The organism is Nitrospirota bacterium (genome assembly GCA_016219645.1).
Lineage (GTDB): Bacteria > Nitrospirota > Nitrospiria > Nitrospirales > Nitrospiraceae > Palsa-1315.
The window spans coordinates 121,646-148,281 of the sequence record JACRLR010000015.1; the positions used below are offsets into that span (position 1 = coordinate 121,646).

Annotated in this window: 29 protein-coding genes and 1 pseudogene; 26 read left to right on the forward strand and 4 right to left on the reverse strand. The window is 56.3% G+C overall.

Annotated features, from left to right (window positions below):
• Positions 1-4 precede the first annotated feature (4 nt).
• The 4 genes from HZB34_04150 to HZB34_04165 all read right to left on the reverse strand — a co-directional run bounded on the left by HZB34_04150 (position 5) and on the right by HZB34_04165 (position 5,791).
• Positions 5-1,207, reverse strand: coding sequence for a restriction endonuclease subunit S (locus HZB34_04150; protein ID MBI5315141.1), 1,203 nt, complete (start codon positions 1,205-1,207; stop codon positions 5-7).
• Positions 1,204-2,589, reverse strand: a complete 1,386-nt coding sequence (locus HZB34_04155) for an N-6 DNA methylase (GenBank protein ID MBI5315142.1) — start codon at positions 2,587-2,589, stop codon at positions 1,204-1,206. Before HZB34_04155 ends, HZB34_04150 begins: the two co-directional genes overlap by 4 nt.
• A gap of 246 nt (positions 2,590-2,835) precedes the next feature.
• Positions 2,836-3,318 (reverse strand): four helix bundle protein, encoded by a 483-nt coding sequence (locus tag HZB34_04160; GenBank protein MBI5315143.1) that lies wholly within the window; start codon positions 3,316-3,318, stop codon positions 2,836-2,838.
• A gap of 115 nt (positions 3,319-3,433) precedes the next feature.
• Positions 3,434-5,791 carry a DEAD/DEAH box helicase family protein gene (locus tag HZB34_04165; GenBank protein ID MBI5315144.1) on the reverse strand — a complete coding sequence of 786 codons (2,358 nt, stop codon included), beginning with the start codon at positions 5,789-5,791 and terminating at the stop codon, positions 3,434-3,436.
• Positions 5,792-6,102: 311 nt separating this feature from the next.
• On the opposite strand from HZB34_04165, the gene HZB34_04170 reads away from it, so the two are divergent.
• From HZB34_04170 to HZB34_04295, 26 genes and pseudogenes are all read left to right on the forward strand, one after another.
• Positions 6,103-6,537 carry an OsmC family protein gene (locus HZB34_04170; GenBank protein ID MBI5315145.1) on the forward strand — a complete coding sequence of 145 codons (435 nt, stop codon included), beginning with the start codon at positions 6,103-6,105 and terminating at the stop codon, positions 6,535-6,537.
• 526 nt (positions 6,538-7,063) lie between these two features.
• Positions 7,064-7,573, forward strand: a pseudogene (locus HZB34_04175) (ORF6N domain-containing protein).
• A 1,097-nt stretch (positions 7,574-8,670) separates the two neighbouring features.
• Entirely contained in the window at positions 8,671-9,075 is a 405-nt protein-coding gene (locus HZB34_04180) for a cytochrome c (GenBank protein MBI5315146.1), read from the forward strand.
• Positions 9,076-9,080: 5 nt separating this feature from the next.
• A complete protein-coding gene (locus HZB34_04185; protein ID MBI5315147.1) occupies positions 9,081-9,545 on the forward strand; it encodes a cytochrome c in 465 nt (154 codons plus the stop codon).
• Positions 9,546-9,757: 212 nt separating this feature from the next.
• Complete coding sequence (locus HZB34_04190) at positions 9,758-10,063, forward strand: hypothetical protein (protein MBI5315148.1); 306 nt, start codon at positions 9,758-9,760, stop codon at positions 10,061-10,063.
• Positions 10,050-10,289, forward strand: coding sequence for a rhodanese-like domain-containing protein (locus HZB34_04195; GenBank protein ID MBI5315149.1), 240 nt, complete (start codon positions 10,050-10,052; stop codon positions 10,287-10,289). The genes HZB34_04190 and HZB34_04195 overlap by 14 nt, the downstream gene beginning before the upstream one ends.
• A gap of 240 nt (positions 10,290-10,529) precedes the next feature.
• Positions 10,530-11,099, forward strand: a complete 570-nt coding sequence (locus HZB34_04200) for a superoxide dismutase family protein (GenBank protein ID MBI5315150.1) — start codon at positions 10,530-10,532, stop codon at positions 11,097-11,099.
• Positions 11,100-11,254: 155 nt separating this feature from the next.
• Entirely contained in the window at positions 11,255-12,364 is a 1,110-nt protein-coding gene (locus HZB34_04205) for a diguanylate cyclase (protein ID MBI5315151.1), read from the forward strand.
• A 325-nt stretch (positions 12,365-12,689) separates the two neighbouring features.
• Positions 12,690-13,526, forward strand: a complete 837-nt coding sequence (locus tag HZB34_04210) for a c-type cytochrome (protein ID MBI5315152.1) — start codon at positions 12,690-12,692, stop codon at positions 13,524-13,526.
• Positions 13,527-13,543: 17 nt separating this feature from the next.
• Entirely contained in the window at positions 13,544-14,002 is a 459-nt protein-coding gene (locus tag HZB34_04215; protein MBI5315153.1) for a DsrE family protein, read from the forward strand.
• Positions 14,003-14,009: 7 nt separating this feature from the next.
• Complete coding sequence (locus HZB34_04220) at positions 14,010-14,576, forward strand: YeeE/YedE family protein (GenBank protein MBI5315154.1); 567 nt, start codon at positions 14,010-14,012, stop codon at positions 14,574-14,576.
• Positions 14,570-15,100 carry a YeeE/YedE family protein gene (locus HZB34_04225; GenBank protein ID MBI5315155.1) on the forward strand — a complete coding sequence of 177 codons (531 nt, stop codon included), beginning with the start codon at positions 14,570-14,572 and terminating at the stop codon, positions 15,098-15,100. The genes HZB34_04220 and HZB34_04225 overlap by 7 nt, the downstream gene beginning before the upstream one ends.
• The gene (locus HZB34_04230; GenBank protein MBI5315156.1) at positions 15,100-15,516 is read left to right on the forward strand and encodes an OsmC family protein; all 417 of its coding nucleotides are present in this window, start codon (positions 15,100-15,102) and stop codon (positions 15,514-15,516) included. The genes HZB34_04225 and HZB34_04230 overlap by 1 nt, the downstream gene beginning before the upstream one ends.
• A gap of 217 nt (positions 15,517-15,733) precedes the next feature.
• On the forward strand, positions 15,734-17,140 hold the full coding sequence (locus tag HZB34_04235) for a c-type cytochrome (GenBank protein MBI5315157.1): 1,407 nt from the start codon (positions 15,734-15,736) through the stop codon (positions 17,138-17,140).
• 88 nt (positions 17,141-17,228) lie between these two features.
• Positions 17,229-17,588, forward strand: coding sequence for a DsrE family protein (locus HZB34_04240; protein ID MBI5315158.1), 360 nt, complete (start codon positions 17,229-17,231; stop codon positions 17,586-17,588).
• A gap of 87 nt (positions 17,589-17,675) precedes the next feature.
• Positions 17,676-18,677 (forward strand): polyphosphate kinase 2, encoded by a 1,002-nt coding sequence (gene ppk2 / locus HZB34_04245; GenBank protein MBI5315159.1) that lies wholly within the window; start codon positions 17,676-17,678, stop codon positions 18,675-18,677.
• Positions 18,678-19,104: 427 nt separating this feature from the next.
• Positions 19,105-19,551, forward strand: coding sequence for a CBS domain-containing protein (locus HZB34_04250; protein ID MBI5315160.1), 447 nt, complete (start codon positions 19,105-19,107; stop codon positions 19,549-19,551).
• Between the two features lie 110 nt (positions 19,552-19,661).
• Complete coding sequence (locus HZB34_04255; GenBank protein MBI5315161.1) at positions 19,662-20,189, forward strand: c-type cytochrome; 528 nt, start codon at positions 19,662-19,664, stop codon at positions 20,187-20,189.
• A 143-nt stretch (positions 20,190-20,332) separates the two neighbouring features.
• Positions 20,333-20,851, forward strand: a complete 519-nt coding sequence (locus tag HZB34_04260) for a DUF1264 domain-containing protein (GenBank protein MBI5315162.1) — start codon at positions 20,333-20,335, stop codon at positions 20,849-20,851.
• 309 nt (positions 20,852-21,160) lie between these two features.
• Positions 21,161-21,589: a cytochrome c gene (locus HZB34_04265; GenBank protein ID MBI5315163.1), complete on the forward strand. Its 429-nt coding sequence runs from the start codon at positions 21,161-21,163 to the stop codon at positions 21,587-21,589.
• A 69-nt stretch (positions 21,590-21,658) separates the two neighbouring features.
• Positions 21,659-22,105 carry a c-type cytochrome gene (locus HZB34_04270; protein ID MBI5315164.1) on the forward strand — a complete coding sequence of 149 codons (447 nt, stop codon included), beginning with the start codon at positions 21,659-21,661 and terminating at the stop codon, positions 22,103-22,105.
• A 284-nt stretch (positions 22,106-22,389) separates the two neighbouring features.
• Positions 22,390-22,701 carry a YtxH domain-containing protein gene (locus HZB34_04275; protein MBI5315165.1) on the forward strand — a complete coding sequence of 104 codons (312 nt, stop codon included), beginning with the start codon at positions 22,390-22,392 and terminating at the stop codon, positions 22,699-22,701.
• Between the two features lie 134 nt (positions 22,702-22,835).
• Complete coding sequence (locus tag HZB34_04280) at positions 22,836-23,753, forward strand: 2-oxoacid:acceptor oxidoreductase family protein (protein ID MBI5315166.1); 918 nt, start codon at positions 22,836-22,838, stop codon at positions 23,751-23,753.
• A 56-nt stretch (positions 23,754-23,809) separates the two neighbouring features.
• On the forward strand, positions 23,810-25,066 hold the full coding sequence (locus tag HZB34_04285) for a pyruvate synthase (protein MBI5315167.1): 1,257 nt from the start codon (positions 23,810-23,812) through the stop codon (positions 25,064-25,066).
• 63 nt (positions 25,067-25,129) lie between these two features.
• Positions 25,130-26,077, forward strand: coding sequence for a pyruvate synthase (locus tag HZB34_04290; GenBank protein ID MBI5315168.1), 948 nt, complete (start codon positions 25,130-25,132; stop codon positions 26,075-26,077).
• A 97-nt stretch (positions 26,078-26,174) separates the two neighbouring features.
• Positions 26,175-26,636: a cytochrome c gene (locus HZB34_04295; protein ID MBI5315169.1), complete on the forward strand. Its 462-nt coding sequence runs from the start codon at positions 26,175-26,177 to the stop codon at positions 26,634-26,636.

Below are 26,636 nucleotides of genomic sequence, written 5' to 3' on the forward strand. Positions count from 1 at the left end.
TCAGTTACAGCTCGCCTTTGAAGGCTTTGTCGAGGATGGAGGGCAGGAGCGCGGCGAGTTCGTCGGCGGTCTCGGCTTGCAGCTGTTTCAGCTCATCCACCTTGGCCTGCAAGCCGTCGAGGTAGGCGACAATACGGCGCTGTTCATGAATGGATGGTAACGGCACCGTAAGTTCCCGGATCTCTCGCAATACTAGGTGCCTGATCATGTCACCACGAGACTGAGATTTCATTCTCTCTTGAAGATAAGGCGCCCTCAGCACCCACGTGAGAAATTCTCCGTCCAGCACATTTGCTTTTGGCTTAACAAGAGCGACCGAAACGAAGAAACTAAACTCGCGGTCGGTATCTACAAAGCAAGGGACACCTATTGTGCCGTCCTTACTGATCAGTACGTCCCCCTTATCTGCGCGAGCTCTCTTTTGGTATAGTTTGTGATCCTCAGGAGTTATGTATTTATGGTCTCTGAAGCTGATTCGCCCAGAAGTTATGTTAAGAACTGTGATGAACGGCACTCCTCCGTCAACATAGCGCGGAGTAATATGCGGCCCATCGGCTACATCCGTGACAACATCAGTTAGCTTGCACCAATCAGCTATTTGTAGCTTCCCACGCTCTCCTGTGTAGGGATTTCCCAAGAATCTGTTAAGGACAGCGCCGACTAATGAATCTCGTTCATCAAACAACTCTTGCCGCAGTCCTTGTGCATTTTGTACCTTCTCAGTAAGGGATTCGATCCGCGCCACGATCCGTCGCTGCTCCGGAAGTGGGGGGAGAGGGATTTCGATTTCCAAGAACCGCTCAGGCCGAATCCGGTTCTTGCCGCTTGTGCCACGAGACTTCTCATCGCATTGCTCCCAGAACGTGGGAGTTTTCGTTAGCCAGTGAAACCAAAGAGGCTCTAACCGCTCTGCTGTCGGCTTGAAGGTGGGAAATTCACCGGAAACATAACAACCTGCCAACTTGTCTGGTACCACGGCGACACTTCCGTTTCTTGCCCAAATCTTGTTCACTACAATGTCATCAGCCTCGACACGCGACAGCGTTTTGTATTTCGTCTCACTCCCATCGAGCAATTCTCGCTCATAAGCTCCCTCACCCCACAATCTGACGCCTACCTGTCTGTATGGTTTCCCCGGAACGGGCACTTCCGGACGCTCGACTGGCGAAGCCACCCTTCCCAGTGAAACCATCGACCACTTACTCATCGGCCTTCTCCGAGTAACTTCTTTATCTGAGATATGAGGTCGCAGATCTTCTCTTCCTTGCGGAGGATGTCCTCCGCAAGGACTTCTGGAGGCAAATGTTCGAAATCGACTTTGCTGCGCGGATTCTTGATGTCGAGGTTGCAGCTGTTCTTGAGAATGTCGGCGGCGGGGACTTTCCAGGCTCGGTCGTTCTCCTTCCGTTTATTCCACCAGGCGATGCAGTCGGCGAATTCGTCGAATTGAATCGGCTGGGTCTTGGTGTAGTTTTTCCGGCCTTCGGGGAGCGGCTGCTCGTAGTACCAGACGTCTTTCGTGGGGCCGGAGCGGTCGAAGAACATGAGATTGGTCGGAATGCCTGTGTAGGGAGCAAAGACGCCGTTGGGTAAACGGACAATCGTGTGAAGATTGAAATCCTTCAGCAGTTCTTCCTTGATGCGGGCGCAGACGCCGTCGCCGAAGAGGGTACCGTTCGGAACAACGACGCCAGCCCGACCGCCCTTTGAGATCTGAGATTTGAGATTGCCCATCCCTGGGTGCGCGCCCGGGCGGCGGAGCTTGCGCATGATGAGCTGGAGAAAGAGCAGTGCAGTCTCGGAAGTCTGCTTGTCTTCGGGAAAATTGGAGAGGATGCCACGCTCTTCTTCGCCGCCGAAGGGCGGATTGGTCAAGATGATATCGCCCCGGTCTTTGTCGCCGATTTCTTTCAAGGGAAAGCGTAGGCTGTTGAGCGGATCAATCTGCGGGGTTTCAAGGCCATGAAGCAATAGATTCATCTGGGCGAGCAGATAGGGAAGCGATTTAGCCTCCCCGCCGATAAGGCTTCTGGTCTGGAGGATTTCCCGATGCTGGACGGTCTTGCACTGCTTCTCCAAATGCGAGAAGGCTTCGACGAGGAAGCCGCCGGTTCCGCAGGCTGGGTCGAGGAGGGTTCCCCCTAACCTGGGATCGGTCACGGCGACCATGAAGCGGACGACGGCGCGCGGGGTGTAGAACTCGCCCGAGTCGCCGGCGGCGTCGCGCATTTCTTTGAGCATGGACTCGTAGAGATGGCCGAGGGTGTGGATTTCGTCGCTGGAGGAAAAGTGGATGCCGTGGACTTTGTTCACGACATCGCGCAGGAGGTAGCCGTTGATCATGCGGTTGACGGTGCCGCGGAAGACGGTGGCGATCACGTCGCGGCGGTCGCCACCGTTGGCCCCTTGCAGGCTACGGAGGTAGGCGAAGAGGCCGGGCCCTTTTTCCCCGTCTGGGCCGATGGCTTCGTCGTTGTTCACGAACTTGATCAACTCGTCGCCAGTGATGCCGTCGGGCTTGGCAGCCCAGTCGCGCCAGCGGTAGGGTGATTCAATGGCGGGACGGAAGCGTTTGCCCGCGAGCTTCATATCAGTCGCGCGCGGATTTGATCAGTGAGCCGAGCTGCTGAGCGGTGGTCAAGGGAACCTTAGATTTCATATTTCAGATCTCATAGAGGAATCGCAAATCTCAAATGGCATAGTTCAAAGAGTGGCTCCTGCACTTGATCGTTTCGGACTCGGAGAGACTGCAAGGTGCTGGACTGCAGAGGAGGCTTCGATTTCATGTTTTAGATCTCAAATTTCAAATCTCAAAAAGAAATCTCAGATTTCAGATTACTTCGTCTCGGATTTGCGGAGGTGGTCGAGTTCTTCAAGGAAGGCTGCTTGGTCCTTCTGCGCAACGGTTCGAGACCGGGCTGTATCGTTCAGATGCCGCTGGCCGGTGATGTCGGAGTTCTTGAGTTGCTCGATCCAGCCGTAGAGCTGCCGCGATATACCAGCGGCAGCCGATCTCAAATTGCAAATTTCAGATTTCAGAGGGGAGAAAGCGGGGACGCGCTCTAAGAGGCAGAGCATGGAACGGACTTCGCCGGCGGAGCCGCGGGCGATATAGAGGAAGGCGAGCAGTTCGTTCGTGCTGCCGCGTTCGAAGCCTTCGGCGATGTTGTTAGAAATAGAGAGGGCGGCCCGTTCCAGTTGGTCGCGCAGGCCTGCATGCCCGCGAAAGGCTTGTTGCTCGGTGAAAGCGTAGGTGTGACGAGCCAATTCAATGGCAGCTTGCCAGACGGGAAGGTCTTCGAAGGATTTGTACTTCATGGTCACCTTTGGTGAATCTCAGATCTCAGATCGCAGATCTCACATGGCAGATCTCAGATAACGGAGGCGGATTGTACCTCTGAAATCTGAGATTTGCTATTTGCGATGTGTCTCGCTATGCCGCGTACAGCAATGTTTGCAATTGATGAACCCCCATACGGAGCTGGTCTGGTCCACCGAAGAATCCGGCGATCTCCATGACATTGCCTCGCTTGGAGATCGGCGGCACTTTCAGCACATCGGGAATGACAAACTGCGCGGTGCCGTATTCCGCATATTTTTCCAATAGCTCAGCTAGAATCACTTTCGCCTGCGGCTCATATTGGTCAAAAAAGTCCTTCTTCTCTCTCTTCAGCCGGTCCGCTCGCTCTCGTCTAGTCCGCAGGGGTGCGTTGAAGGCGACATGGCAGAGCAAATCGAACGGATCGGCGTCCGGCTGGCTGCCGGCCTTTGCCAGATCGTCAAAGTCGATGCCTCGATCAGCCAATCGCTGAATAATCTCGGCACGCTGTTCCGGGTCCGCCCATTGGGCTCGGAGTTCCGATGCCGTCCGATAGAGCGTGCGGACCTTTTCCGCCGTGTAGTCGGTGAACTTGACCACGCGCAACTGTTTTCCATCCGGATCGAGTTCATGGACGATGTGCGCGACAATCTCGACCTGGCCGCCATCGAAGTAAAATTTCCGCCGCTCCCCTTCTCTGTCATCTGAGATTTGAAATTCCTCTTCCTTTTCCGCCATCACAGGCTGTTCTTCGACGATCTTGTATTCTTTTGGTTCACCCGTTTCGGTCATTTCTTCTTGCGTGATAAGGACTGGATCGCCGTCGAAGTCCGGATCGGCAAATAATCTGGTGGCCGAGCCCGTGTAGTCAAGAATGTTGAAGTAGAGCTTCCCGTAGTCGTCACGGACTCGCGTTCCCCGGCCGATCATCTGCTTGAACTCAGTCATGGAATTCACCACCCGCGCGAGCACGATGTTCTTGCAGGTGGGCGCATCCACGCCGGTTGTGAGCAGCTGCGATGTCGTGAGAATGACCGGCGTTGTGGTTTCGAGTTCCTGAAAGCGCCCCAGGTGCCCGCGCCCAATATCCCCTTCCTCCGCCGTGACTCGACAGGCATAGTCGGCATACTGCTGTGCGAGATCAGCATTAAGATTGGTCAAAGCCTGCCGCATGTCGGCTGTATGCTCTTGATCGACGCAAAAGACGATGGTCTTGGCGTAGCGATCGGTCTTTTTCAGAAACTCCGTCAGATGCAGCGCAATCGCCTGCGTGCGGGCGCGCCGGGCTACGACTCGCTCAAAGCCTTTGGTGTGATATTCGTCGTCTGGAATCGCCCGGCCATATCGATCACGATCGTCCTTGCTAGGCCTCCAACCTGCGGCATCCCAGGTACTCACCACGCGATGCACCCGGTAGGGTGCGAGAAATCCATCTTCAATTCCTTGCCGAAGACTATAGGTATAGATGGGATTGCCGAAGTACGCGTAGGTGTCCCGATTATCTTCACGTAACGGCGTGGCCGTCATGCTGAGCTGATAGGCCGGTTCAAAGTAGTCGAGGATCTCCCGCCAGTTGCTCTCGTCCTTTGCACTGCCACGATGGCACTCATCGACAATGATGAGGTCGAAGAAGTCACGGGAGTATTCTTTGTAGAGCCCAGGCCGTCGTTCGTCCTTGGCAATGGCTTGATAGATGGCGAAATACATCTCGCGGCCTTTGTTGATCTCGCCGTTCTCGATCTTCCAGCGCGCATCGCCGAACGGTGTGAAGATTTTATCTTTCGGATCGTCAATCAGGATGTTTCGATCGGCCAGATAGAGAATCTTCGGACGTCGGTATTCGCCTGGGCGATTCCATCGTGCCTGCCAGAGCTTCCAGCAAATCTGAAATGCCACCACTGTCTTGCCCGTGCCAGTCGCCATCGTCAGGAGAATGCGGCGCTTCCCTTGCAGGATCGACTGGACGGTTCGATTGATGGCGATCTCCTGGTAGTAGCGTGGGCTCTTGCCGGAAAGATGGTTGTATGGCGTTAGTAGACGATCGGCAGAGGTGTCGTCATTTAGTTGCTCGCCAGCTCGAAGCCTTGCCCAGAGTTCCGTTGGCGTGGGAAACGTTTCACGCGTTCGTTCTTGACCCGTTAAAAAGTCGAATTCGACGATACCGTGCCCATTTGTCGAGTAGGCGAATTTAAGGCCAAGGACCGTGGCGTAGTCTTTCGCCTGTTGCAACCCATCCGCCGCGGACTTGTAGGCGGCCTTCGCTTCCACTACGCTGATCAGAAGATCTCTGGTGTAGCGGAGCAGATAGTCTGCGCGTTTTTGCGGGCGTCGCCGGACTTTTTCACCGATGAGCACAATACGGCCATCAGTAAAGGTTTTCTGCTCGGTGAACGAAAGCGGATCGTTATCCCATCCAGACTGGATGAGTTTGGGGAGGACATACTTCCGGCAGGTATCAGCTTCTGTAATCATGCCTTGTTCAGAAACTGCTTGAATCGCCGACGCAGAATACCTCTTTCCCTGCGAGAAATCTTCCCCCCTGGGGGAGTGTATGGTTTATCTCGTTTATTTGACTGGAGTAGACTGATCGGATGAACCGGATGAATCAGAGCAACAAACCGGTTCTCACGCGGGCCGATTTGATCGATCAGGTGGATCGCACGAGGCCGGCGGTGGTTCGCCTGATGGAATTGCATGAGCGGGGACGGTCATATATAAAGCCGTGAGGCACAAGGCATAAACCGTGAAACGGAAGGCGTGAGGGGAACAGAAAGGAGACGAAGATGGACGTTCGCAGCAAGGTCTACACATATCACACTGCAATCAAATGGACGGAGCAACGCAAGGGAGTCATCTCCTGTGCCGGTAAGCCGGATATCCAGGTTGCCACGCCGCCGGAGTTCAAGGGACACGAAGGTATCTGGTCGCCGGAGGATCTCTTCGTTGCATCCGCCGATATCTGTTTGATGACGACGTTTCTGGCGGTGGCGGAGCGGGCAGGCCTGGCCTTTACCTCATACGAGAGTCAGGCCGAAGGGAAGCTGGAATTGGTCGATGGGAAGTTTCAGTTCACGGCTATTACGTTGAAGCCGACCATTACGCTCCAGGCGAATGCCGATGCGGCTAAAGCGAAGGAGCTGATCGAGAAGGCCGAGGCGAACTGCCTGATTTCCAATTCCATGAAGGCCAAAGTGAGTTTGGAGCCGACCATCCGGTAGCAGGGAAGGGAGGGATGGCCCGGTGAGTCCCCTGTGCTCGCGCAACGCGCGGTCGCGGACTCCCCTCGTTGGACGCGCGCAGTGGGGGACTCATCCGGGCCACCCTAGAACAACGTATACGAGCGAGCTTGGAGGGAGCATCATATTGCGTGCTCGTTCGATGCGCCCAGTAAAGGGCAGCCTTGGCCACTCCCTTATCGAGAGGTATAAAAAGTCGGATGCGCGCAGTGAAGAACAATCTGCCTACTCCTTCTGGAAAATCGAGGAATCAGAGAGGCCTCGATCGACGCACGCAATCGAGGATCGACCAAGCCACCCTTGAAAGAAAGTATGGGATAGATAGGTATATGTGCCGGAGGTCATTCGTTCTTTTCCCCTTTTCATTCGCCACTCCTTGAATCTCAGCTTCCTACCCCAATACTGTGTAAATACAACCATTTCGGAAACTCGTTCGTTTGATTTCATGCCTTGAACAGGGTATCTCTACGCGGCGAGAGAAGAGTTTCCCCGAGAATAGGAGAGAGTAATGAGTGCGGTATTTCCGAGCGAACGAATAGAGCAAACCATTCTCTTGCTTCGCGGCCACAAGATCATTCTTGATAGAGACTTGGCTGCAATGTATGGCGTCTCAACCAGGGATCTCAATAAGTCGGTATCCAGGAATCTGGACAGATTCCCCGATGATTTCATGCTGCAGTTGACACGTGCGGAGTTCAACGACTTGAAGTTCCAATTTTGAACATCAAGTTGGGGAGGGACCAGGAAGCTCCCAAGGGCCTTTACGGAACAAGGGATTGCCATGCTCTCCAGTGTTCTCCGAAGCAAACGGGCCATTCATGTGAATATCGCGATTATGAGGGCCTCTGTGAAGCTGCGAGAGTTTGCAGCAAGCCATAAGACCTTGGCGATGAAGTTGGAGCAGCTTGAACGGAAAGTGGGAGGGCATGATGGACAGATTCGATCGCTATTTGATGCTATCCGTCAGCTCATGGAGCCGCCGACATCAAAGTCCCTCCGCATCGGATTCAAGGCATGAGCAGACCTGCCTGTCCTCAGCAGTTTTTCTCCCGTGTCCCTTCATCCGGAACCATCGGCCTCGATCTTCGTCATGGACGCGCGCGGTGGAATATCAATCAGCCCCCATCCCTAAAGAGAGAATGAACGAGCGTGGAAGGAATAGGAGAGGGTAGACTAGATGATCTCCTGTGCTCGTGCAACGCGCGGTCTCGGAAGACCCTCGTTGGACACGCGCAGTGGGAGACCAATCTAGTCTGCCCTCAAAGGAGAAGGTGGATGGACTGTGGTCGCTCGATGCGCGCAATGGAGACCACACCAGCCGTCTTGCTAAATGCATGTGAGGATGTAGCCTTCGTTGGACACGCGCAGGGGGAGCCCATCTGGGCCGTCCTCAAGGGAGAAGACGGATGAACGGTGGGCCGTGCGGCGAGAAAAGACTCCCGGTACTTTTTTGTCATCGAGGCTGGTGAGTCTGGTCTGTCTTGTTGACCAGACCGGAACCCCCACCAGAGAGACCAGATAGACTGGATAGACGAGACAGACCAAAACGACCGTTACGCCGCTCTGGAGGCGGCTTTTTCTAAGAGGTCATGGATCAGCGACTGATTAGGAACAAAAAGAGGAACAGGAGCTGGTCTGAAGCGGAGCTTGTCCCAGCTCATTATTGTCGATGGATGAGTCGATTGCCGAATGGTCGCTGCTCAGCTAGTCAGGCCAAACGCTAAAAGCCTTCAGCCTATTAACCTGAGTCGTTCGTGACGACGAACGACCATTGACGTTCTCCCGGCTGTGGCGTCTTGCGACAGTGACCAGGTCCGCGGCGGGGTCTTTCTCGCCAGTTGCTGTGATCGGTTGGCGGCGTCTTTGGATCTTCCTTCCTAAGACATTGTTTGTGCGGAGGTTTAGCCGTACAGATTTTCACGTCTGTCTGGCATCTTACTCGCAAAGTGTTCTGTTGGATTAGAGCAAAGGACGGGGGCGAGACAAGGGACTCTCGAGGCTGAAGGGGTGCAGGCTGAAGGCCAGAGGTCGAATATCCGAACCTTAAGCCTTCGGACTTCAGCCTGCAGATCCCGTCAGTCTCGCCCGTTACGATTGAGCTATGGAGGCGATGCGATGAAGGCTGTCATTGTCGGGGTCGCTGTACTGGTGTTTGCCGGGATCATGGGGTTGGGGTACGCCGGGGGGCCGAGCCTAAAGGACTTAAACGTGTCTCAGCCGGAGCGTGATGTGCTCAGCGGCAGGGTCATCTATTCGACGATCTGCATCCGTTGTCATGGCGTCGATGGCAAGGGAGGGGGGCAGACGAAGTTCACTCCTCCGGTCGCCGACCTCATGTCCCCAGCGGTTCAAGGAAAGCTGGATGCGAGGTTGTTTAAGAGCGTGCATGACGGTAAGCAGAATACGGCAATGGGAGCCTGGAGAGAAGCACTCACGGACGACGAGATTTGGGATGTACTCGCCTATGTTCGAACCCTGGCTCCTGAGCAAACCGGTGGCATGGGCAGCGGGCTCCGATGAGATCGATGCTCTGCCGGATGATGTTAGGGCTGTGGATCGTGACGAGTGGGGTTATTGGCTGGTTCTTCGTGCAGGGGTGGACGACGCAGGGCACAGATGGAAGAATGCAGATCGTGCTGGCGCCAGCAGAGCGAGATCTGATCCTGGGCGAGATGCGGATGCTCCTGAAGGCAGTCCACGGTGTGGTCGCAGGTTTGGCCGGCCAGGGACAGGAGGTAAATCGCGCGCAGATTGAACAGGCGGCCCGCTCGGCTGGGATGGGGATGGCGGAGGACGTGAACCCGGCTCTCATGGCCAAGCTGCCGCTGCCCTTCAAGCAAATGGGTATGTCGATTCATCAAGACATGGATGCCCTTGCCGATGCGATTGTCCAGAAAGAGACCCAGCAACAGATTCTCCAACGCCTCTCCAGCATGACGGCGCGCTGCACGATCTGCCATGACATGTATCGATTCGGAGTAGACAAGTAGCGATCAGCCGTCAGCTATCAGCATGAGAGAGGTATCCGAGACAGTCATGATCAGAAATGAGCAAGCCCGAACAAGACTGAATCCATTTCACGCGCGATGACTCATAGAAGATATGCCCTGTCAGGCCGGATGACGGACATAGTGAAGCCGGCAGATCGCCTGCTTCTGCCGTGAGCAATGTCGCTCCGGCCATAGACACAAGGAGGTGCCAGATGAAGTCCGGAATGATTCTTTCCGTTGCAGTCGCGGCCGCGATGCTGTTGCCGGTCGGTAGTATCGTGACTATCGCGTCGGCGCAAGATCGCGACCGCGATCAATTGAAGACGGACCAGCAATTACAGGATAGGGACAAGCTGCAGACCAAAGACCAGCTGAAGGAGAAGGATCAGCTCAAGGAGCAGGAGCGGACACGGGAGCGAACCCGTGAACAGACCCGCACGGAGCGCCCGGAGAGACCGCAGCACGAGAAAGCCGAGCGGGCTGAACGGAGCGGTGCCGGATCCGGTGCTGTACACTGACGAAGCATCAGAGTTGAGTGGCGAGTTGATGCTCCGCTCGGCACTTGCCCATCGACTGGCCGAGTTGGATTCGCACCGCAGCCTCAAGATCGTGACGGTTTGCAAATCCGGGGGCCGCGCGCACACGGCCGCGCAGATTCTCATGCAAGCCGGTTTCCCCAAGGTGCATGTCATGGTGGGCGGGATGACCGGTTGGAAGGGGGCGGGGTTTCCGACCGGCACATGAAGCCTATCGTGCGGGACGACGGGGCCACTTCACTGCCTGTCGCCCGCTGTTCGCAAGATCCCTGTATCTTTCTCCGAAGCCTTCGATGTGTGACGATTCACGTCACGAGGATCGCTGGAATACTATTTTGGCGTTCTGCTAGGATACCCTCCGACGTGCGATAAGATCGTGACGCATTGCTCTCAAGAAGGCGATCGTCTGAGCGAAAAATCATATAACCAAGGAGGCCGCATGAATCGAATGTTTGTAGGAACTGCGCTCGTGGCGGCAGCGCTACTGCCGCTGTCGGGCTGCTATTACAAGGGCAAGGTCGAGAAGCCTCTGCATGCGAAGGCGATCATCGCAGGACCAGGCATTACGGGAGAGGCGCATCTCTACGAGGAGTTTGAGGGACGTGTCAGGATCAAGCTGAAGCTCGAGGGCACGGCGGAAAGCAAATTGACGCCGGGGCGCCATGGGATACACATTCATGAGGTCGGCAACTGCGAGCCCTTTGCGGCAGCCAAAGGGCACTTTGACGGGAATGTGGATGCGGCAATCAATCCTGAGGCGAATGTCACGCCTGGATTGGCGAACCATCCTTACCATCTCGGCGATCTCCAGAATCTCTCCGTGGACAATGACCGGAAAGGGTCACTCTATACCATCACGAGCCGGGTGACTCTATCTGAGGGGCTCAATACCTTGTTCGATAAAGACGGGAGCGCGTTCATTATCCATGAGTTCGACGATAAGTATCTGCCGGATCCGGTGACAAAGGATGCGCCTGGTGGGCCCCGCATCGCCTGCGGTGTGATTGTAAAAGAGTAAAAGACCCTGCTGGATAACAGCGCCTCTCAACCGTCAATGGGAACGAGAGGCACGAGAACTGCACCAGCCACCCGGGGTGCGAGTGTTCAAGGTCCGAAGGTTGAAGTCTTCACAACTTTGACCTTCGGATCCTGCTTGTCGCGCGCGCAATCCTTATGGCTGACCCAGAAAGCATGCAGTCGGCGGGAGGTCTCTGCGATCGACTGCAGATCACAGAGGAGGAGCTGCAGACCAGACGGGCGTTTCTCTCCTTCAGCACACAAGACCGGCAAAATCTCGTCGAGATCCACGACGTGGTCTCTTCTCACGTCGACGAGATCATCGGGGAATTCTACGACCACCTGCTCCGATTTGAAGAACTCAGGGGCATCTTATCCGACCCGAAGCTCGTGGAGCGACTCAAGGGGTCGCAGCGTCGTTACCTGCTCAGCCTTGGACGACTCGGCGATGACGTCGAGTATGCAGAAGGGCGGCTTCGAATCGGGCTCACGCACGAACGGGTCGGGCTCAAGCAGAAATGGTACTTGGGTGCCTACCACAAACTCTTCGAGTTGATTCTGAAAGAGCTTGCGATTCGTTACCCTGGGGACGCAGGCAGACTCACCTCATTGGCCCTTACCTTGAACAAGGCCATTACGCTCGATGAGATCTTCGTCGTGGAGACGTATTACCATGCGACGATGCAGCGTCTGGAAGAGAGCCTCTCTCAACTGAAAGACGCCCACCGGCAGCTTGAAGGGTTATCCCGACAGGATTCTCTCACCTCTGTGAATAACCGGCGCGCACTCATGGAGGCCCTGGCCTTGGAATTTCACAGGAGCCGGCGCTACCGGCACCAGTTCGCGCTGCTGTTCCTCGATGTGGACCACTTCAAAGAGATCAATGACCGCTACGGGCATACGTTCGGCGATCAGGTGTTGCTCCACGTGGCACAGTTGGCCAGGGGAATGATCCGCCCGCCCGATATCATCGGCCGTTATGGGGGGGAAGAGTTTGTGATTGGTTTGGTGGAGTGCGATCAGACCGGCGCACTGCAGATTGCCGAACGCATCAGGCTGAAAATCGCACAAAATCAATTCGTCTGGGATCACCATGTCGCTACGGTAACGGTCAGCATCGGAGTCGTGATGCTCACTCCGGACATCGACCAGGTCGAAACATTCATTACTCGTGCCGATCAAGCCATGTACGACGCTAAGCGAAGAGGGCGGAACCGGGTCGAGTTGTACAACGAAGAGTCCGCGTCGAAAGCCCAGCCGAAATAACCCAAGCACCTTGCCTCCATCGCATGACTGCCGCGTCGCTCGCGTTACCCGTGAAACGTGAAGCGTATCTCGCGAGCTAGGAAATTCTCCACCTACAAACGACGAGGGACGAGATATGAGCGACGAACCAGAGCAACGAGGGACGAACGACGCTTCACGAGGGACCGACGAAGTCTGTGGCATCCTGCAACAATCACATCTGCCGCGCTGTGGCTTTTAGCTCCAGTCCGATCTGAATCTGACTGCTAATCCTGTGATTTGACAGGTTACGCCATAGGCCGGTTGTCCTTGTTAGTGGCACGGTCTTGGCACAAGCGAAGCTATCATGATGAGGCTCTTCTCGGTGATTCTTGGGGTGGCTACGCTCCTCAGCTGTTCAAGCGAGAGTGCCCAGGTTAAGACTGAGAAGTCTCGGGAGGCTCAATCTGGCAGTGCCCCGATTGAATTCGCTCCACCCTCTCCGGACACTATCCCGGGCACTCAGTTGGGTGAACAGATCCGGCTGGGCTATCAGATCGTCGTCAATACGCAGGAGTATGCCGATGCCTACGTCGGCAACCGCCTGAACTGTACCAATTGTCATCTCGATGCCGGGCTGAATCCGAACGCCGCCTCATTCGTAGGTCTGGCCGCAGTCTATCCCGAGTACCGACCCCGCAGCGCGAGAGTGAACACACTCGCTGACCGTGTTAATGAGTGTTTCGAGCGGAGCCTGAATGGGCGAGCACTTCCGCCGGATAGTTTCAAACTGCAGGCCGTCGTGGCCTATATCACCTGGCTCTCGCGTGGAGTCCCGAGCGGTGCGACAATCCCCTGGCGGGGCCTCCAACGCATCGACTCACGGCGTCCTCTCGATCCAGGCAATGGGAAGAACCTGTTTGCGGGTAAATGTGCCTTCTGTCACGGCTCCGATGGCCAAGGGACGATGGCGGCGCCGCCGGTCTGGGGACCCCAGTCCTACACCATTGCCGCAGGTATGGCGCGGGTGACGGTCGCTGCTGCCTTCATCAAGTCGAATATGCCGCGTGGCTGGGGCTGGAGCCTGTCGGACGATGATGCGTACGACGTCGCCGCATATATCAACGCTCAGCCGCGGCCGGATTTCCCCGGCAAGGTGAATGATTGGCCGAAGGGCGGGAAGCCTGCTGATTCACCGTATTAAGGGGAATCGTTGAGAGGGTGTTACAGACAGTGGCCGTCAAGATGAATGCGATGCTCATCATATGTCTGGTCGGCGCACTGGGCGTTTCTTCCGCGGGGCTCAGTGGAGCAGCCGTAACGTCTCAGGATCCGCATCGCGTGGTCCTGCACCTCAATTCAGGCGATGAGAAGGTTCAGCGAGGAGCGTTGAACAATATTCGCAATCTCTATCAGGAAGTGGGCCGCGAGCACGTGCGTGTTGAGTTGGTGGTACATGGTGCCGGGCTGACGTTGTTGACAAAAAAGGATTCGACGCTGGCGAGCGAACTGGCTCAACTGAAGGCTGCCTATGATGTCGAATTTACAGCCTGCTCCAATACGATGAAGGCTCAGGGTCTCACGCGGGCGGATTTGATCGATCAGGTGGATCGAACGACTCCCGCCATGGTCCGATTGATAGAGCTGCAAGAACAAGGTTGGATCTATATCAAACCGTGATGCTGAAATGAAGAAAGACGTCCCAGATCGTTATGAAACGTCTCACGAGGATGCGAGACCAGTATTCCCATGGTGGGCCGGGGGGATCGGAATCGGTCTGGTCTTGATCGTGGCCGTTGGATTGGTTCAACCCATCGGAGTGTCGGGCCAGTATGTCGTGTTGGATGGGGTGCTCCTGCATTCTGTGCTCCCGGACGTCGCGTCAAGGAGTCCCTACTTGGCCAAGACCGCGCAAGGATGGACTCTGGCCACCTACGAGTTTTTCTTTGTGTTGGGGATCCCGCTCGGGGCGTTGGTAGCGGCGATGGTCACCGCTCGCTTCCGAACCAGAGTCGTGCCGATCGAATGGAAGAGACGTTTTGGCTCAAACCCGGGGCGTCGGCTGGTCTGGTCCTTCGTCGGGGGATTTCTCCTTCTCTTCGGCGCCCGCTTCGGCGGTGGCTGCACCTCCGGGCATATGATCAGCGGGATTTCGCAATTAGCCATCAGTTCCTTTCTCTTTTCTGCGGCGCTCTTCATCAGCGCGATTATCACAGCGCGCGTGCTTTATCGGGACGGAGGGTCACGATGTTGACGCTCGGGCTCGGATTGGCGCTCGGAGCAGCCTTCGGGGCGCTGCTTCAGCTCTCCGGTGCCTCCAGCCATACCAAGATTGTCAACGCGCTACGGTTGAAGGATTTGACCATTATGAAGCTAATACTGATGGCCATCGGCGTTGGACTCATCGGCGTGCATCTGTTGGATCTCTTTGGACTGGCCAATATGAAGGTGAAAGAACTGTATCTCCTGGGGCTCATGATTGCTGGTGCGATTTTCGGGGTGGGATTTGCGCTATCAGGATATTGCCCGGGAACGGCGCTCGCAGCCTGTGCGGAAGGGAAGCCGGATGCCTGGGTCACCGTTATAGGGGGATTGTGCGGCGCGCTCGTGTTTGCCTTCATGTTCCCTGAGATCGAAGAACATCTGCTGGTTGTCGGTCGCTATGGTCCGGTGACGATTTCCGGCTTGATCGGGATTCACGGCCTGTGGATCCCGGCACCTTTGGGAATCGTCTGTATCTGGCTTGCGATGCGACTGCCCGAACCGGGAGGTGCGTGATGACACTTACCGTGGCCTACCATGGTGGAACTCGGCATGACATCACGAGCGGCAAGCATCGGGTCGTCACCGATCAGCCGGTTGATGACGGTGGCCAGGACGCCGGCATGAGTCCTGTCGAACTCTTTGTCGGTGCACTCGCCAGTTGTGTCGGTTATTTCGTGGGGCGCTACTGCGACCGCCATCAGATCTCGACCAAGGGGTTGAGTGTCGAGGCAGAATGGACCATGGCGGAACAGCCGCATCGGGTAGGCCAGATCACCCTGGCGGTTCATCTACCGCATCGCGTCACGGCCGAACATAGTGAGCGCCTCCTCAAGGTGGCACATGGCTGCACCGTGCATCAATCCATCGCGGTGCCTCCCGGCGTGGCGATCAAACTCAATCACCATCACCATGGGGAGAAGCCGTTGTGATGATGTTGCAAAAGCCCTCCAGCGGCGTTCTCGCATCGCTCAAGGTCTCAACGTACCAACCGCGTACGCCTCGACCTTTCACTCGCTGCGGCCTTGCTGGACGGGCTTTTTCAGCATCCTCACGAGCCTCCTCCCAAGCTCTGTGGCCCTTGCGGGAACGACCGGGGATTTCCTTGTCGAGGGGGGTTTGCAACAGACTCATGAAGGAGGCAGCAACATGAATATAAGAAGCCGAATGGCCATTGGAAGCGCTGTGTTCGTATTGATGGGGCTGATGTCGCCCCCTCATCTATTGTTCGCAGGCGATCAGTCGCGTGCGAAGGAAATCGTTCAGCAGACTTGCGTCCAATGCCACAGGCTGGAAGGTCAGGCGGATTCTCGCTTCAATCTGAAGGCGCCCGACCTCATGTGGGCCGGTAGCAAGTATCAGCGGCCCTGGTTGATCCGGTGGCTGACAGGCAAAGAGGCGCCATTGTACGCCAAGGGTTATCGGTGGGATCTGACCGAAGTTCCGTCCAAGCATCCGATGGTCACCGAATCTGAGGCTCACGCCATCGCCGATTACTTTGCCGAGCACAACAAGGATCCGCGCGTGAAGGTCGGCGCGTTTGATCTCTCGAAGGTAACGAAGTTCGATGCGACGTTCGGTGGAATGGCCTACAAGGCGCACGCCTGTCTCGGCTGTCACGTCATCGAGGAGAATGGCAAGGTTATCGGGGGACCACAGAGTGCTTCGCTGGTGGCAGCTGGACAACGGTATGACCAGGATTGGCTCTTCCGGTTCGGGCAAAATCCACAAGACTTCGTGCCTCATAGCGGCGAATTTCTGGCCGATGCGACGGAGCCGCAGCTTCGCGCCGTGATCGGATTCTTGATGGTCCAAGGGGTGCAGGACTTCAAGTACTACGAACCCTGGACAAGTCCCGAATTCGGGATGGCCAGCCCGGATCGAGGTAAAGTCATCTACAAGGAGTATTGCTCACAGTGCCATGGCGCGACTGGTAAAGGTGACGGACCGGCAGCGTCCGGTCTGCTACCCAAGCCGGCGATCCATGCCAATATTCCATTCGAAAAGCTTCCGATGGAATATCTCTACAACGTGATTAACCATGGCGGTCCGGCAGTGGGGAAGTCGGCGAATATGCCCTATTGGAACTTGACGATCGGTCAGCAAGGCGTGGCCGATGTGATCGCGTACCTCAAGACAACCTTCAAGGGTGTCCCTGATATGACGGCTGCCCCAAGCGGAGGCCAGGGGGGAGCCTGTGTGCAACCGCGCCAGGTGGTAAAGGTGCCGGATGACTTCTTGACCAAAACGAATCCGCTTCCCACCTCTGCCGGTACGGTACAAGTGGGAAAGGAGCTGTTCCTCAAGACGGCCCAGCCTGTGGCCTGTGCGATGTGCCATGGAGAAAAAGGCGACGGAAAGGGCATCATGGGAGCCGCCCTGGTGCCGCCACCCAGAAACTTCACATGTGGCGCGATGATGAAAGACATTCCCGATGGTCATTTGTTCTGGATCATCAAGAACGGCTCGCCTGGAACAGGGATGATGTCGTTTGCCGGGTTGCCGGATGAGCAGGTGTGGCAATTGATTCACTACATTCGATCGCTGGCGAAGTAACGCGTGAAGCGTCCCTCGTATCTCGTGAAGCGCGAAAGATTTCACGCGAGATACGCTTCACGAACGACGAGCAACGGAGGAGGAAAGAATGGCGACATTTATTATTTCAGGCAGTCGGGGTACGGACGATCCGACGATGGCAACGCTGCCGTTCATGGCAGCGAAGGTGGCGAAGGAGCAGGGCCATGATGTGGTCCTATGGCTCTGGAATGAAGCAGTGACGTTGGGACGAAAGGGTACGGCCGATCATGTGACCGGTGTGAATCTGACGCCGCTCAAAGATCTGCTGGCAGCCCTGCAAGCTGCGAATATTCCTATCTGGGTCTGCGGGGCCTGCGCCGTGGCGCGGCAGATCAGCGGGACAGACCTCGTGACCGGGGCGTCGATCAAGGGCATGGCGGACTATATCAAAGCCGTTGCCGAGCGTGACCGCAACGTGGCGTTCTGATTCTGTATCACAGGAAGGGACCTCTGTATGGCAGCAGATGGCGAATCGACCGGGAAGTCAAAAGGCCGGACGGGTCGGCAGGATGAAATGGGCATTGACAAGTCCGTCGAAAAGGATGGGCAGCTCGATGTCAATGGGCTGGAGGCCATTCCAACGGTGGTGCCACGGGAAGGGGACGGCTATCCAGTGGCGCGCCGCGGGTCCGTTGGACAGGGGCTGGGGCGTATCGGTGAACCGGGCTTCGCCTTGACCGACGATGATCTGCAAAGAATTAATACGAGAAAGGGCTTTATTCAGCTGCTTGAGAACAAGACCGTCGATATTGAGGAGGTGCGCAAGACACTGCTGTATGAGCAAGAGTTGAGGCAGTTACAAGTTGAATTGGTCAAGCTTCAACGGTGGGTGCAGAGCAGCGGAGAACGGATTGCGATTCTGGTCGAAGGACGCGATGCGGCCGGGAAAGGCGGCACGATCCGCCGGTTCACCGAACATCTGAATCCTCGCGCCATGCGGGTGGTCGCGCTGCCCAAACCGTCGGATGAAGAGCGGGGCCAGTGGTACTTTCAGCGCTATATCCGCCAGCTGCCCAACAAAGGCGAGATCGTGTTTTTCGACCGTAGCTGGTACAACCGCGCGGTCGTCGAACCGGTGATGGGATTTTGCAGCAAGAAAGAACACCAGCGGTTTCTGCAGCAGGTTCCTGAATTCGAACATATGCTCTACGAAGATGGCGTGACCATCATCAAGTTCTGGTTCTCAATTTCGAAAGAGGAGCAGGCGAAGCGATTCGAAGCGCGCCGGCTGAATCCACTCAAACAGTGGAAGTTGAGCCCGGTCGATGAAAAGGCACAGGAGTTGTGGGATTCCTATACCCGTTACAAAGAGGAGATGTTCAGCAAGACCCATACGACGTTCAGCCCCTGGATCATCGTCAAAGCGAACGATAAACAGGCCGCGCGTCTGGAAAGCTTGCGCTATGTGCTGAATTTGTTGCCCTACAAGGGCAAGGAAGAAGCGCAGATTCGGCTGACACCAGATCCGAACGTGATCACCCGATTCCACCGCAAGATGGTGGAATTGGACTTGTAACAGGCCGGAGAAAGACCGGAAGCATCCGATCGTGGTCCATTTTCTCATTGCGCTGTTGTACCCTGCCGTAGCGATTTGCCCCACCCGATAGATACCCTCCTGGGTATCTATGCATCACATCGACAACGAATTAGCCGATCCGGCCTCTCTAAGCCATTGTTTCTCAAAAACTATACATACAGCATTGAAACTACCCCGGTGGCATCCAAATGGCATTGGCGTAGACTCGCCAGTGCTGTAGGTTGTCTTGTGCTCAAGTTAGATTGCGTTTGTCGGCATGAAAAGATGAAGCGCCAGCTGCAATTCGTGAATCCTTCTTCTACGCAAAGGCTCACAATGAGTAGGGGGGTAGAGAGGGACTAATGGCGGACTGTTTCAGAATCCGGCTAGGACAAGTTTAGCATTCATCAACACAAAGGAGGTTGTCATGACAACGTTAGGTAGACCGGGTGTTCCTGCCGGAGGGTTCAAGACGATTGGACAAGTGCGGGCCACAAACGATCTTGTGTTTACTCGAAAACAGAATGCAATGGGGATCGCCGTTGAGTTGCTGACGACCCATACGCCGGGAGCGCCGGTGGTCGACAAAGAGGGAAAGTTCGCAGGATTCATCAGCGAGTTCGACATTCTTCGGGCGTTGGAAGCGGGGAAAGATCTGAACCGGCTGGCCGCAGAGGACATTATGGCGAAAGAGCGCATCGCTGTGACAGATGATACGAGTTTCGAGGCGGCCGTGAAGCTCATGGAGGATAAGCGGCTCATCAATCTGCCGATTGAGAGAAATGGCAAGGTGGTCTACTCGATCACACGACACGATCTGCTGCGGGCCTGGATAGGCCTTGGCGTAGACATCGAAACCAATACTGCCCCGTGAGATGTGTCCAACAGGAGAGGATTGACGATGCGTCCCTGCACGTTTGCTGTTCGATGCAAGATGCATCGGTCGTTCGGCCAGCTACAACAAGCGACCAAAGGGGGAAGGTGATGAAGCCGAGTACGTTCCCATTACTAGCCCTGGTAATTTCTCTTGCCATCCCTGCCGGGGCTGCCGAACGGCACATGATGCAGCCGTTGGTGCCGGCCGACAAGATGGCCGAGGCGCGCGCGCTCACGAGCCCCTTGCCGAAATCCCCTGAGACGGTCGCACAGGGTAAGGCGATCTATGCCGGCAAGGGCGGCTGCTTCAACTGTCATGGAAAAGACGGAGATGGTAATGGGCCGTTGGCTGCCCAGTTGAATCCATCCCCTCGCAATTTTCAACACCATGGATTCTGGCGCCATCGGACGGAAGGCGAAATCTTCTGGGTGATCAAGAACGGATCGGTCGGTACCGGCATGGTAGGATTCGGCGGGCAACTGACGGACGAAGAGATCTGGAGTCTCATCCCGTATTTGCGGAGCTTCGCGGGTGAGCATGGACCTGGCATGATGGGACATGGCGGAGGGATGGGGCCCATGATGGGAGGAGGCGGTGGGATGGGCGGTTGCAAGGGGGAAGGCTGTGGCCGATAAGTAAGGCTCAATTGTTAATCGGTTGAATCCTTTTGAAGCGATGTGTCTCTTATGGTCAGTCGAACGTGTACGGTCTTTCTCAGTCCAGATGAGCGAGGCCAGGCCCCCGTACCCTAACCCCAACCCCGAGGAGGTCTATTGTGATGAGAAAAGGTCTGCTAGTTGTTGCTGCGATTGCTGCAATTGGATGTAGCGGAGTCGTTCCCCAGAAAGCCATAAGCGGGGAACCAAAGTCCCCGGTCGAAGGATTCGATATTCATGTGCAGGCACCACATATGATGGAGGACGGCACCCCGGGAGGACCGTTCCATCACTACTGCAAGGGTGTATCCGACAAGATTCTTCAGTGTTTGCTGTTCGATTCCACGGATCCCAAGGCCAAACTGGTTGCGGTCGAGTATTTCATATCGAAAGACCTCACGCGAAAGCTCCCTGCCATTCAGTGGCACCGGCATTTCCACGATCATAAAGTGGAAATCGCGACAGGCCGGGTCCAAATCCTGGATATGCCGACCGATCAGGCTGCCAAGGTGGCGGAAGTTGCGGCAGGGACTGACGGTGTGATTTATCACTTGTGGCAACATGGGCTGGAATTCCCGGATGGTACCGTGAGTTTCCCTCAGTCCCTCGGGCACAAGTTTACGGGATATTCCGACAAATAGGATTGAGAGAGGGGACCAGCCTCGTTCCTCTGAGGGCCTGGCTGGTCCCTGTCGACGGTCTACCGTTCGTAATGGATTGCACAATGAAGCTCCCCGCAGCAGCCTACTCCGCCGAAGTAGCCACTTCGGCTACGAAGGCCGGAAGCTGCGGGGTATCTTGCGAAATTCTCCGAAGCGACCACCCTCCTTCGCCAAGGCTACGGAGGGTTCTCCCTGCCTTCATCCCCGTCGCGAGCTACGGGGTATTCGGCGAAGGAGAATGAAATGAGAGGATGAGCAATGCGTCCGTATCTCCTACTCACGGCCTGTATGGCGGCATCGCTTGGCTCATGGGGGAATCCGGTCTTTGGGGGCGATGAAGCCGTGCTCAAACCGCGAGTACCGATCGATCAAATCGAAGAAGCCAGAGCCTGGACCAATCCGCTTCCGGCTACCGAGGAAACTATTGAGAAGGGACAGAAGCTTTTCCATGGGAAAGCCTTCTGTATTACCTGTCATGGAAGGGACGGTAAGGGACTGGGGGCAGACATTGAGCCGGGCACTTTGAAAGGGCCCTTGCCAAGAAACTTCACCGACAAGGACTGGCAGGCCGCTCGAACCGATGGAGAATTGTTCTGGATTTTGAAACATGGCAGCAAGGGCACGGCGATGGCGCCGTTTATCCCGCTCGTCCTCACGGAAGAAGAAGCCTGGCAGGTGCTGCGGTACGTCCGGTCCTTCGCGACAGAGGGGAAGTGATAGGTCTGCCCAAACGGTGCCTGCGATCCTATAGGGAGCCTGACGCAATCCTTTTTCTGGAGGAAGGTGATGAAGCCTCGTAGTATGCTGCCGCTGTTGGCTCTTGTGGTTTCTCTTACCATTCCATCCTGGGCCACCGAACGGCACAGGATGCAGCTGTTAGTGCCGGCTGATAAACTGTCCGAGGCGCGCGCGCTCACGAGTCCATTGCCGAGGTCCCCTGAGACTGTTTCACAGGGTAAGGCGATCTACGTTGGCAAGGGTGCTTGCTTCAGGTGTCATGGGAAAGAGGGTGACGGTAAAGGACCGCTGGCAGCCCGATTGGATCCCTCACCGCGCAATTTCCAGGACCAGGGATTCTGGATCCATCGTACGGAAGGCGAACTCTTCTGGGTGATTAAGAACGGATCCCCCGATACCGGCCTAGTTGGATATGGAGATCAATTGACAGATGATGAGATCTGGGCCCTCATCCAGTACATCCGCAGCTTCACCGGTGAGCATGGGCCGGCATGATGGGACAGATTGAAGGATGGGCTGCCTCTCCATAACGATTTATCTTCTGTTTTATTAGGTCTACAGTAACCTACCTCCTTCGTGTGGGGGACTGTTGCCTTTTGCGACAGCACCCTTTTCTCCTAAGACCTGGAATGCCCCAGGAAATTGTTTCTCTTCTTCACACGTTTTTGTAAGGCCGCGTCAAATCGCAACAATCAGTGATCGCCGTGGTTCGGCAATTCTGGCACGGCCTTCGCTTTTCCTCTTTCGGAAGAACCACGTTTATCCAAGGAGGAATTGTTATGGACAATCGAGAGACACAATGTTCGGGACCGGCTGTTGTACTCGCATTCTTAGGGGGGGCCATGGCTGGAGTCGTGGCAGGTCTTCTTCTCGCCCCGAAGTCCGGGGAAGAAACGCGTCAGGTGTTGAAGGGCTATGCCAGGAGGACGGAGGAAGAAGTTCTGGAGAAGGCAAAGGAGGCGCGAGCCGCCCTTGATGAGAGCATTGAGCGTGGCAAGCATTTCATCGCAGCGAAAACGGCGGGTGTCGAGGCGGCAATCAAGGCCGGACGTGAGGCCATGAAGGAAAAAGCGGATACGTGTTGTAGCTGATGTTGCGGTGAGGAAAAGCTCTTGCGATGGAACCGGCCGAGGATATTCGGAAGAAGCTGTTTAGGCAACAGTGCGACCCGCGTATGGCTTGCGCACAGGCAGGGGAGAATCAGGCGCCGCTCAGGGAATGAACGATGCGGGCAGTCCGGTTTCATGGCCGAGGAGGGCAGGGTGCGAAGACCGCGAGCCGCATCCTGGGAACGGCTGCGTTTATCGAGGGGTTCGTGGCGCAGGACTCGCCGATTTATGGGGCCGAGCGGCGCGGCGCACCAGTGGCGGCATTCACGCGCATCGATACCGGACCAATTAAACAGCGAGGCATCATCGCCTGCCCCGACCTTGTCGTGATTGCCGACGCGTCGCTCATCCAGGACCCTGCCGCCCGCGTGCTGGACGGCATCGACGAACGAACGGCTGTCTTCGTCAACTCACCACTGACTGCAGAACAGTTGCAGCCCCAGACTTCGCTGCCGGGACATCTGACGACGCTCGATCTAACAGACATCGCCCTGCAACAGTTTGGAAAGGGCGGCGCGATCAGCGCGCTGCTCGGTGCTGTCGCCGGGAGACTCATCGGACTCCGCCGGGATTCGGTTCGAGAGGCTATTGCGCGGGAATTAGCCGACCTCGCACTCGCCGCTTCTCAGATTGAGCGCAATCAAGCTGCTGCACTTCAGTGCTATGATGCCGTTCGCACGGTTCCCGTAGTACCGGGCGCGCCGCAATCGACCACGTCAGCGCAGCTTCAAGTACCGGTCTATGAACCTCCGACCAGAGGAACTGCCAGGATCAGCGCCGCTGCAAATTCGATCCTGCGTGAAACCAGCGGCTGGCGAACCTTCCGGCCGGTGCTGGTGCCGGACAAGTGCAATGGCTGCTGGCTCTGTTTCGCCTATTGCCCCGAAGGGGTGATTTCGATGACAAAGGACGACAGGCCCGTGGTTGATTATGCCCATTGCAAAGGATGCCAGATCTGTGTCCATGAATGCCCGACGGAGGCATTGGTGGCCGAGCGGGAGCAGGAAGGGGGAGTGGCGTGGACGGCACGATAGGTATGGAAATGTGAGACGGGTCTCGTCAAGCAAACCAAATAGACCGGATAGACCAAATGAACCAGACAGACCAGATGATGATGACGGGCAATCTCGCGGCGGCCTGGGGCGCTCGGCTGGCGGATGTGGATTACATCCCGGCGTTTCCCATTACACCGCAGACGGAAATTGTGGAAGCACTGGCCACCTGGTGCGAGAGCGGCGCGATGGCAGCCCGCTTTGTGACCATGGATTCCGAACATTCCATGATGACTGCGGCCGGAGCTGCTGTGGCCACGGGGGCCAGGGTCTTCACCGCAACATCCAGCCAGGGATTGCTCTATGCCCTCGAAGTCCTCTATTCGGTTTCCGGCTGGCGCGCACCGCTCGTGCTGGTCAACGTCTCGCGGGCGTTAGCTGCGCCGATTACGCTCGAACCGGATCACAATGATGTGCTGGCTGCGCGGGACTCAGGCTTTCTTCAGATCCATGCCGAGACCTGCCAGGAAGTCCTGGACTCGATCCTGATGGCCTATCGGATCGCGGAGGATGAAAGGGTCATGTTGCCGGTCATCGTCAATCTGGACGGTTTCTACCTTTCGTTCACCCGCGAGCCGGTGACGATACCGGATCTTCAGATGGTGAAGGCGTTCCTGCCGCCGTTTCGTCCTGCTCACTTGGGTTTCAAAGCCTCTGCGCCGCATGCGCTCGGCGTGGCGGTCCTCGGCGGGACGCCATACTCGTACTTCCGTCATCAAATGCATCTGGCTGCCATGAACGCGTTGGATGTGCATCGGGACGCGGCCGCTGCGTTCGAGCAGCTGTTCGGACGGCGATACGATGTGGTTGAGGGGTATCGGCTTGACGATGCGGAAGATGTGCTCGTCATGACCAACGCCTTTGCGAGCAAAGGCAAGGCCGCAGTCGATGCGGCCAGGGCAGAGGGCAAGCGAGTGGGACTGCTGCGGTTACGCATGATCCGTCCTTGGCCGGCGGACGCCATCCGTCACGCACTGCAAGGCCGCAGGGCCGTGGCGGTCCTGGATCAGAATCTGTCTCCGGGGCAGGGCGGCATTCTCTTTCAGGAGATTGCAGCCTGTCTGTACCATGAAGCGTTGCGGCCGCGGGCGCTCTGCTCTTTCATCGGGGGCCTGGGAGGGAAGAATCTTTCGGAAGGTGAGCTTCGGACTGTCTTCGAACAGACGGCAGAAGCTGGAGTTCAAGGAAAAGGGATCGGGCCGGTCTTGCTCTACACAGAAGCCGAGCACCGCGAGATGGTGCAGCTTCAAGATATCGCAGCGGATGTGAGGGCGAGTCAGGGGTCAGGCAAGTGAATAAATGGTGTTATGGCCATCAGTTTTCTAACGCTTCACGTTTCACGCCTCACGGTTTTCATCATGACCTGGCAACGTGAGACATTTAAGAAGATCAAACAGATTCCCCGTGAAGAACACGTCCTTCCGGGAACCGCACTTTGTGCCGGCTGCGGAGGGCTGGAAGCGTTGCGGCTGGCTGCGAAGGTGTTGGGGGACGAGGTTGTCTATGTGAATGCCGCCGGGTGCTTTACGATGCTGGCGGCGTATCCCTTCACCCCATTTAAGGGGTCATGGCTCTACACCACCATGGGGTCGGCGCCTGCCGGCGCGCAAGGTGTGCGCGATGCATTGGATGTGTTGATCGCCAAAGGACGGCTGCCGGAACGCGAGAATCTGAAAGTTGTTGTGCTGGGTGGAGACGGTTCGACCTATGACATGGCCCTCTCTTCGACCTCGGGCGCCATCACCAGAAAACTCGATTTCTATTATTTCTGCTACGACAATGAAGCGTATGGCAACACAGGTATGCAGCTCTCTCCCGCGACACCCTACGGCGCACGAACGAGCACCTCGCCCTGCAGCTTGCAGCATCCGTCTGGTACCACGCAGGAGAAGAAAGACATCTTCGAGATCTGGCGGGCACACAAACCGCCTTATATCGCAACAGTCGCGCCTCGGTACCCATTGGATTTGGAAGAAAAGTTCGCCCGGGCGGCAACATTTACAGGCCCCAAACTGTTTCTCGCCCTCTCCGCTTGCCCCACCGGCTGGCTCTACGATCCGGGAGAGACTCCGGGAGTCGCCAAGTTGGCGGTCGAGACCGGTCTTTGGCCTTTGAAGGAGTCGATCAACGGAGTAGTCACACACACCTACATTCCCAAGCGCAAGCCGGTTGAAGAGTACCTCAAGTTGCAGGGCCGGTTCCGACATCTGTTCGAACCGACGAGGCAGGATGAAGCTATCCGGCACATTCAAGAGCGGGTCGATGCCTATTGGAAGCAGGTGAAAAATGCGGAAAAAGCGGTCTAATGGTGTTAAGCGATTGATTTTACGGAGATATGTCAGAAATGTCGTGGATAGAGTCTCTACCATTATATATAGAGGGAAACAGGCCTTACTTGGAGGTATGGCTCTGGGAGTCATTTGTGTTGTGTTTTCAGTCGGTTGTACCGATGTCCGACCGCGCCAGGGCGAGCAAACCCCCGACCCCTATATGACTTCCGATATCAGGCATCCCATCCCGCTGTCGTCACCGGCAGGGAAGCAACATCGCGTAGTCATGTTGCAGCACCTGGAGACCGTTCAAGGGATTGTCAGCGCGTTGGCTGAGGAGGACTACGAATTGGCCAAAGGCCTAACCGAAACACACCTGGGCTTCTTCATGCACAGGCAGGCGATGGCGAGTCAGCAGCCGGAGAATTTTCCACCGGCCTATCACGATCTCGCCATGGCTCATCACCAGGCGGCGGAGGATCTGGCCCAGATTATTCCGACAAAGGATCTCAAACAGATTTTGCCCAAGCTTGACGGAGTGCTCAAAGCCTGTGTGGCTTGCCATTTAGAATTCAAAGTCACAAGTGGTTCGTAG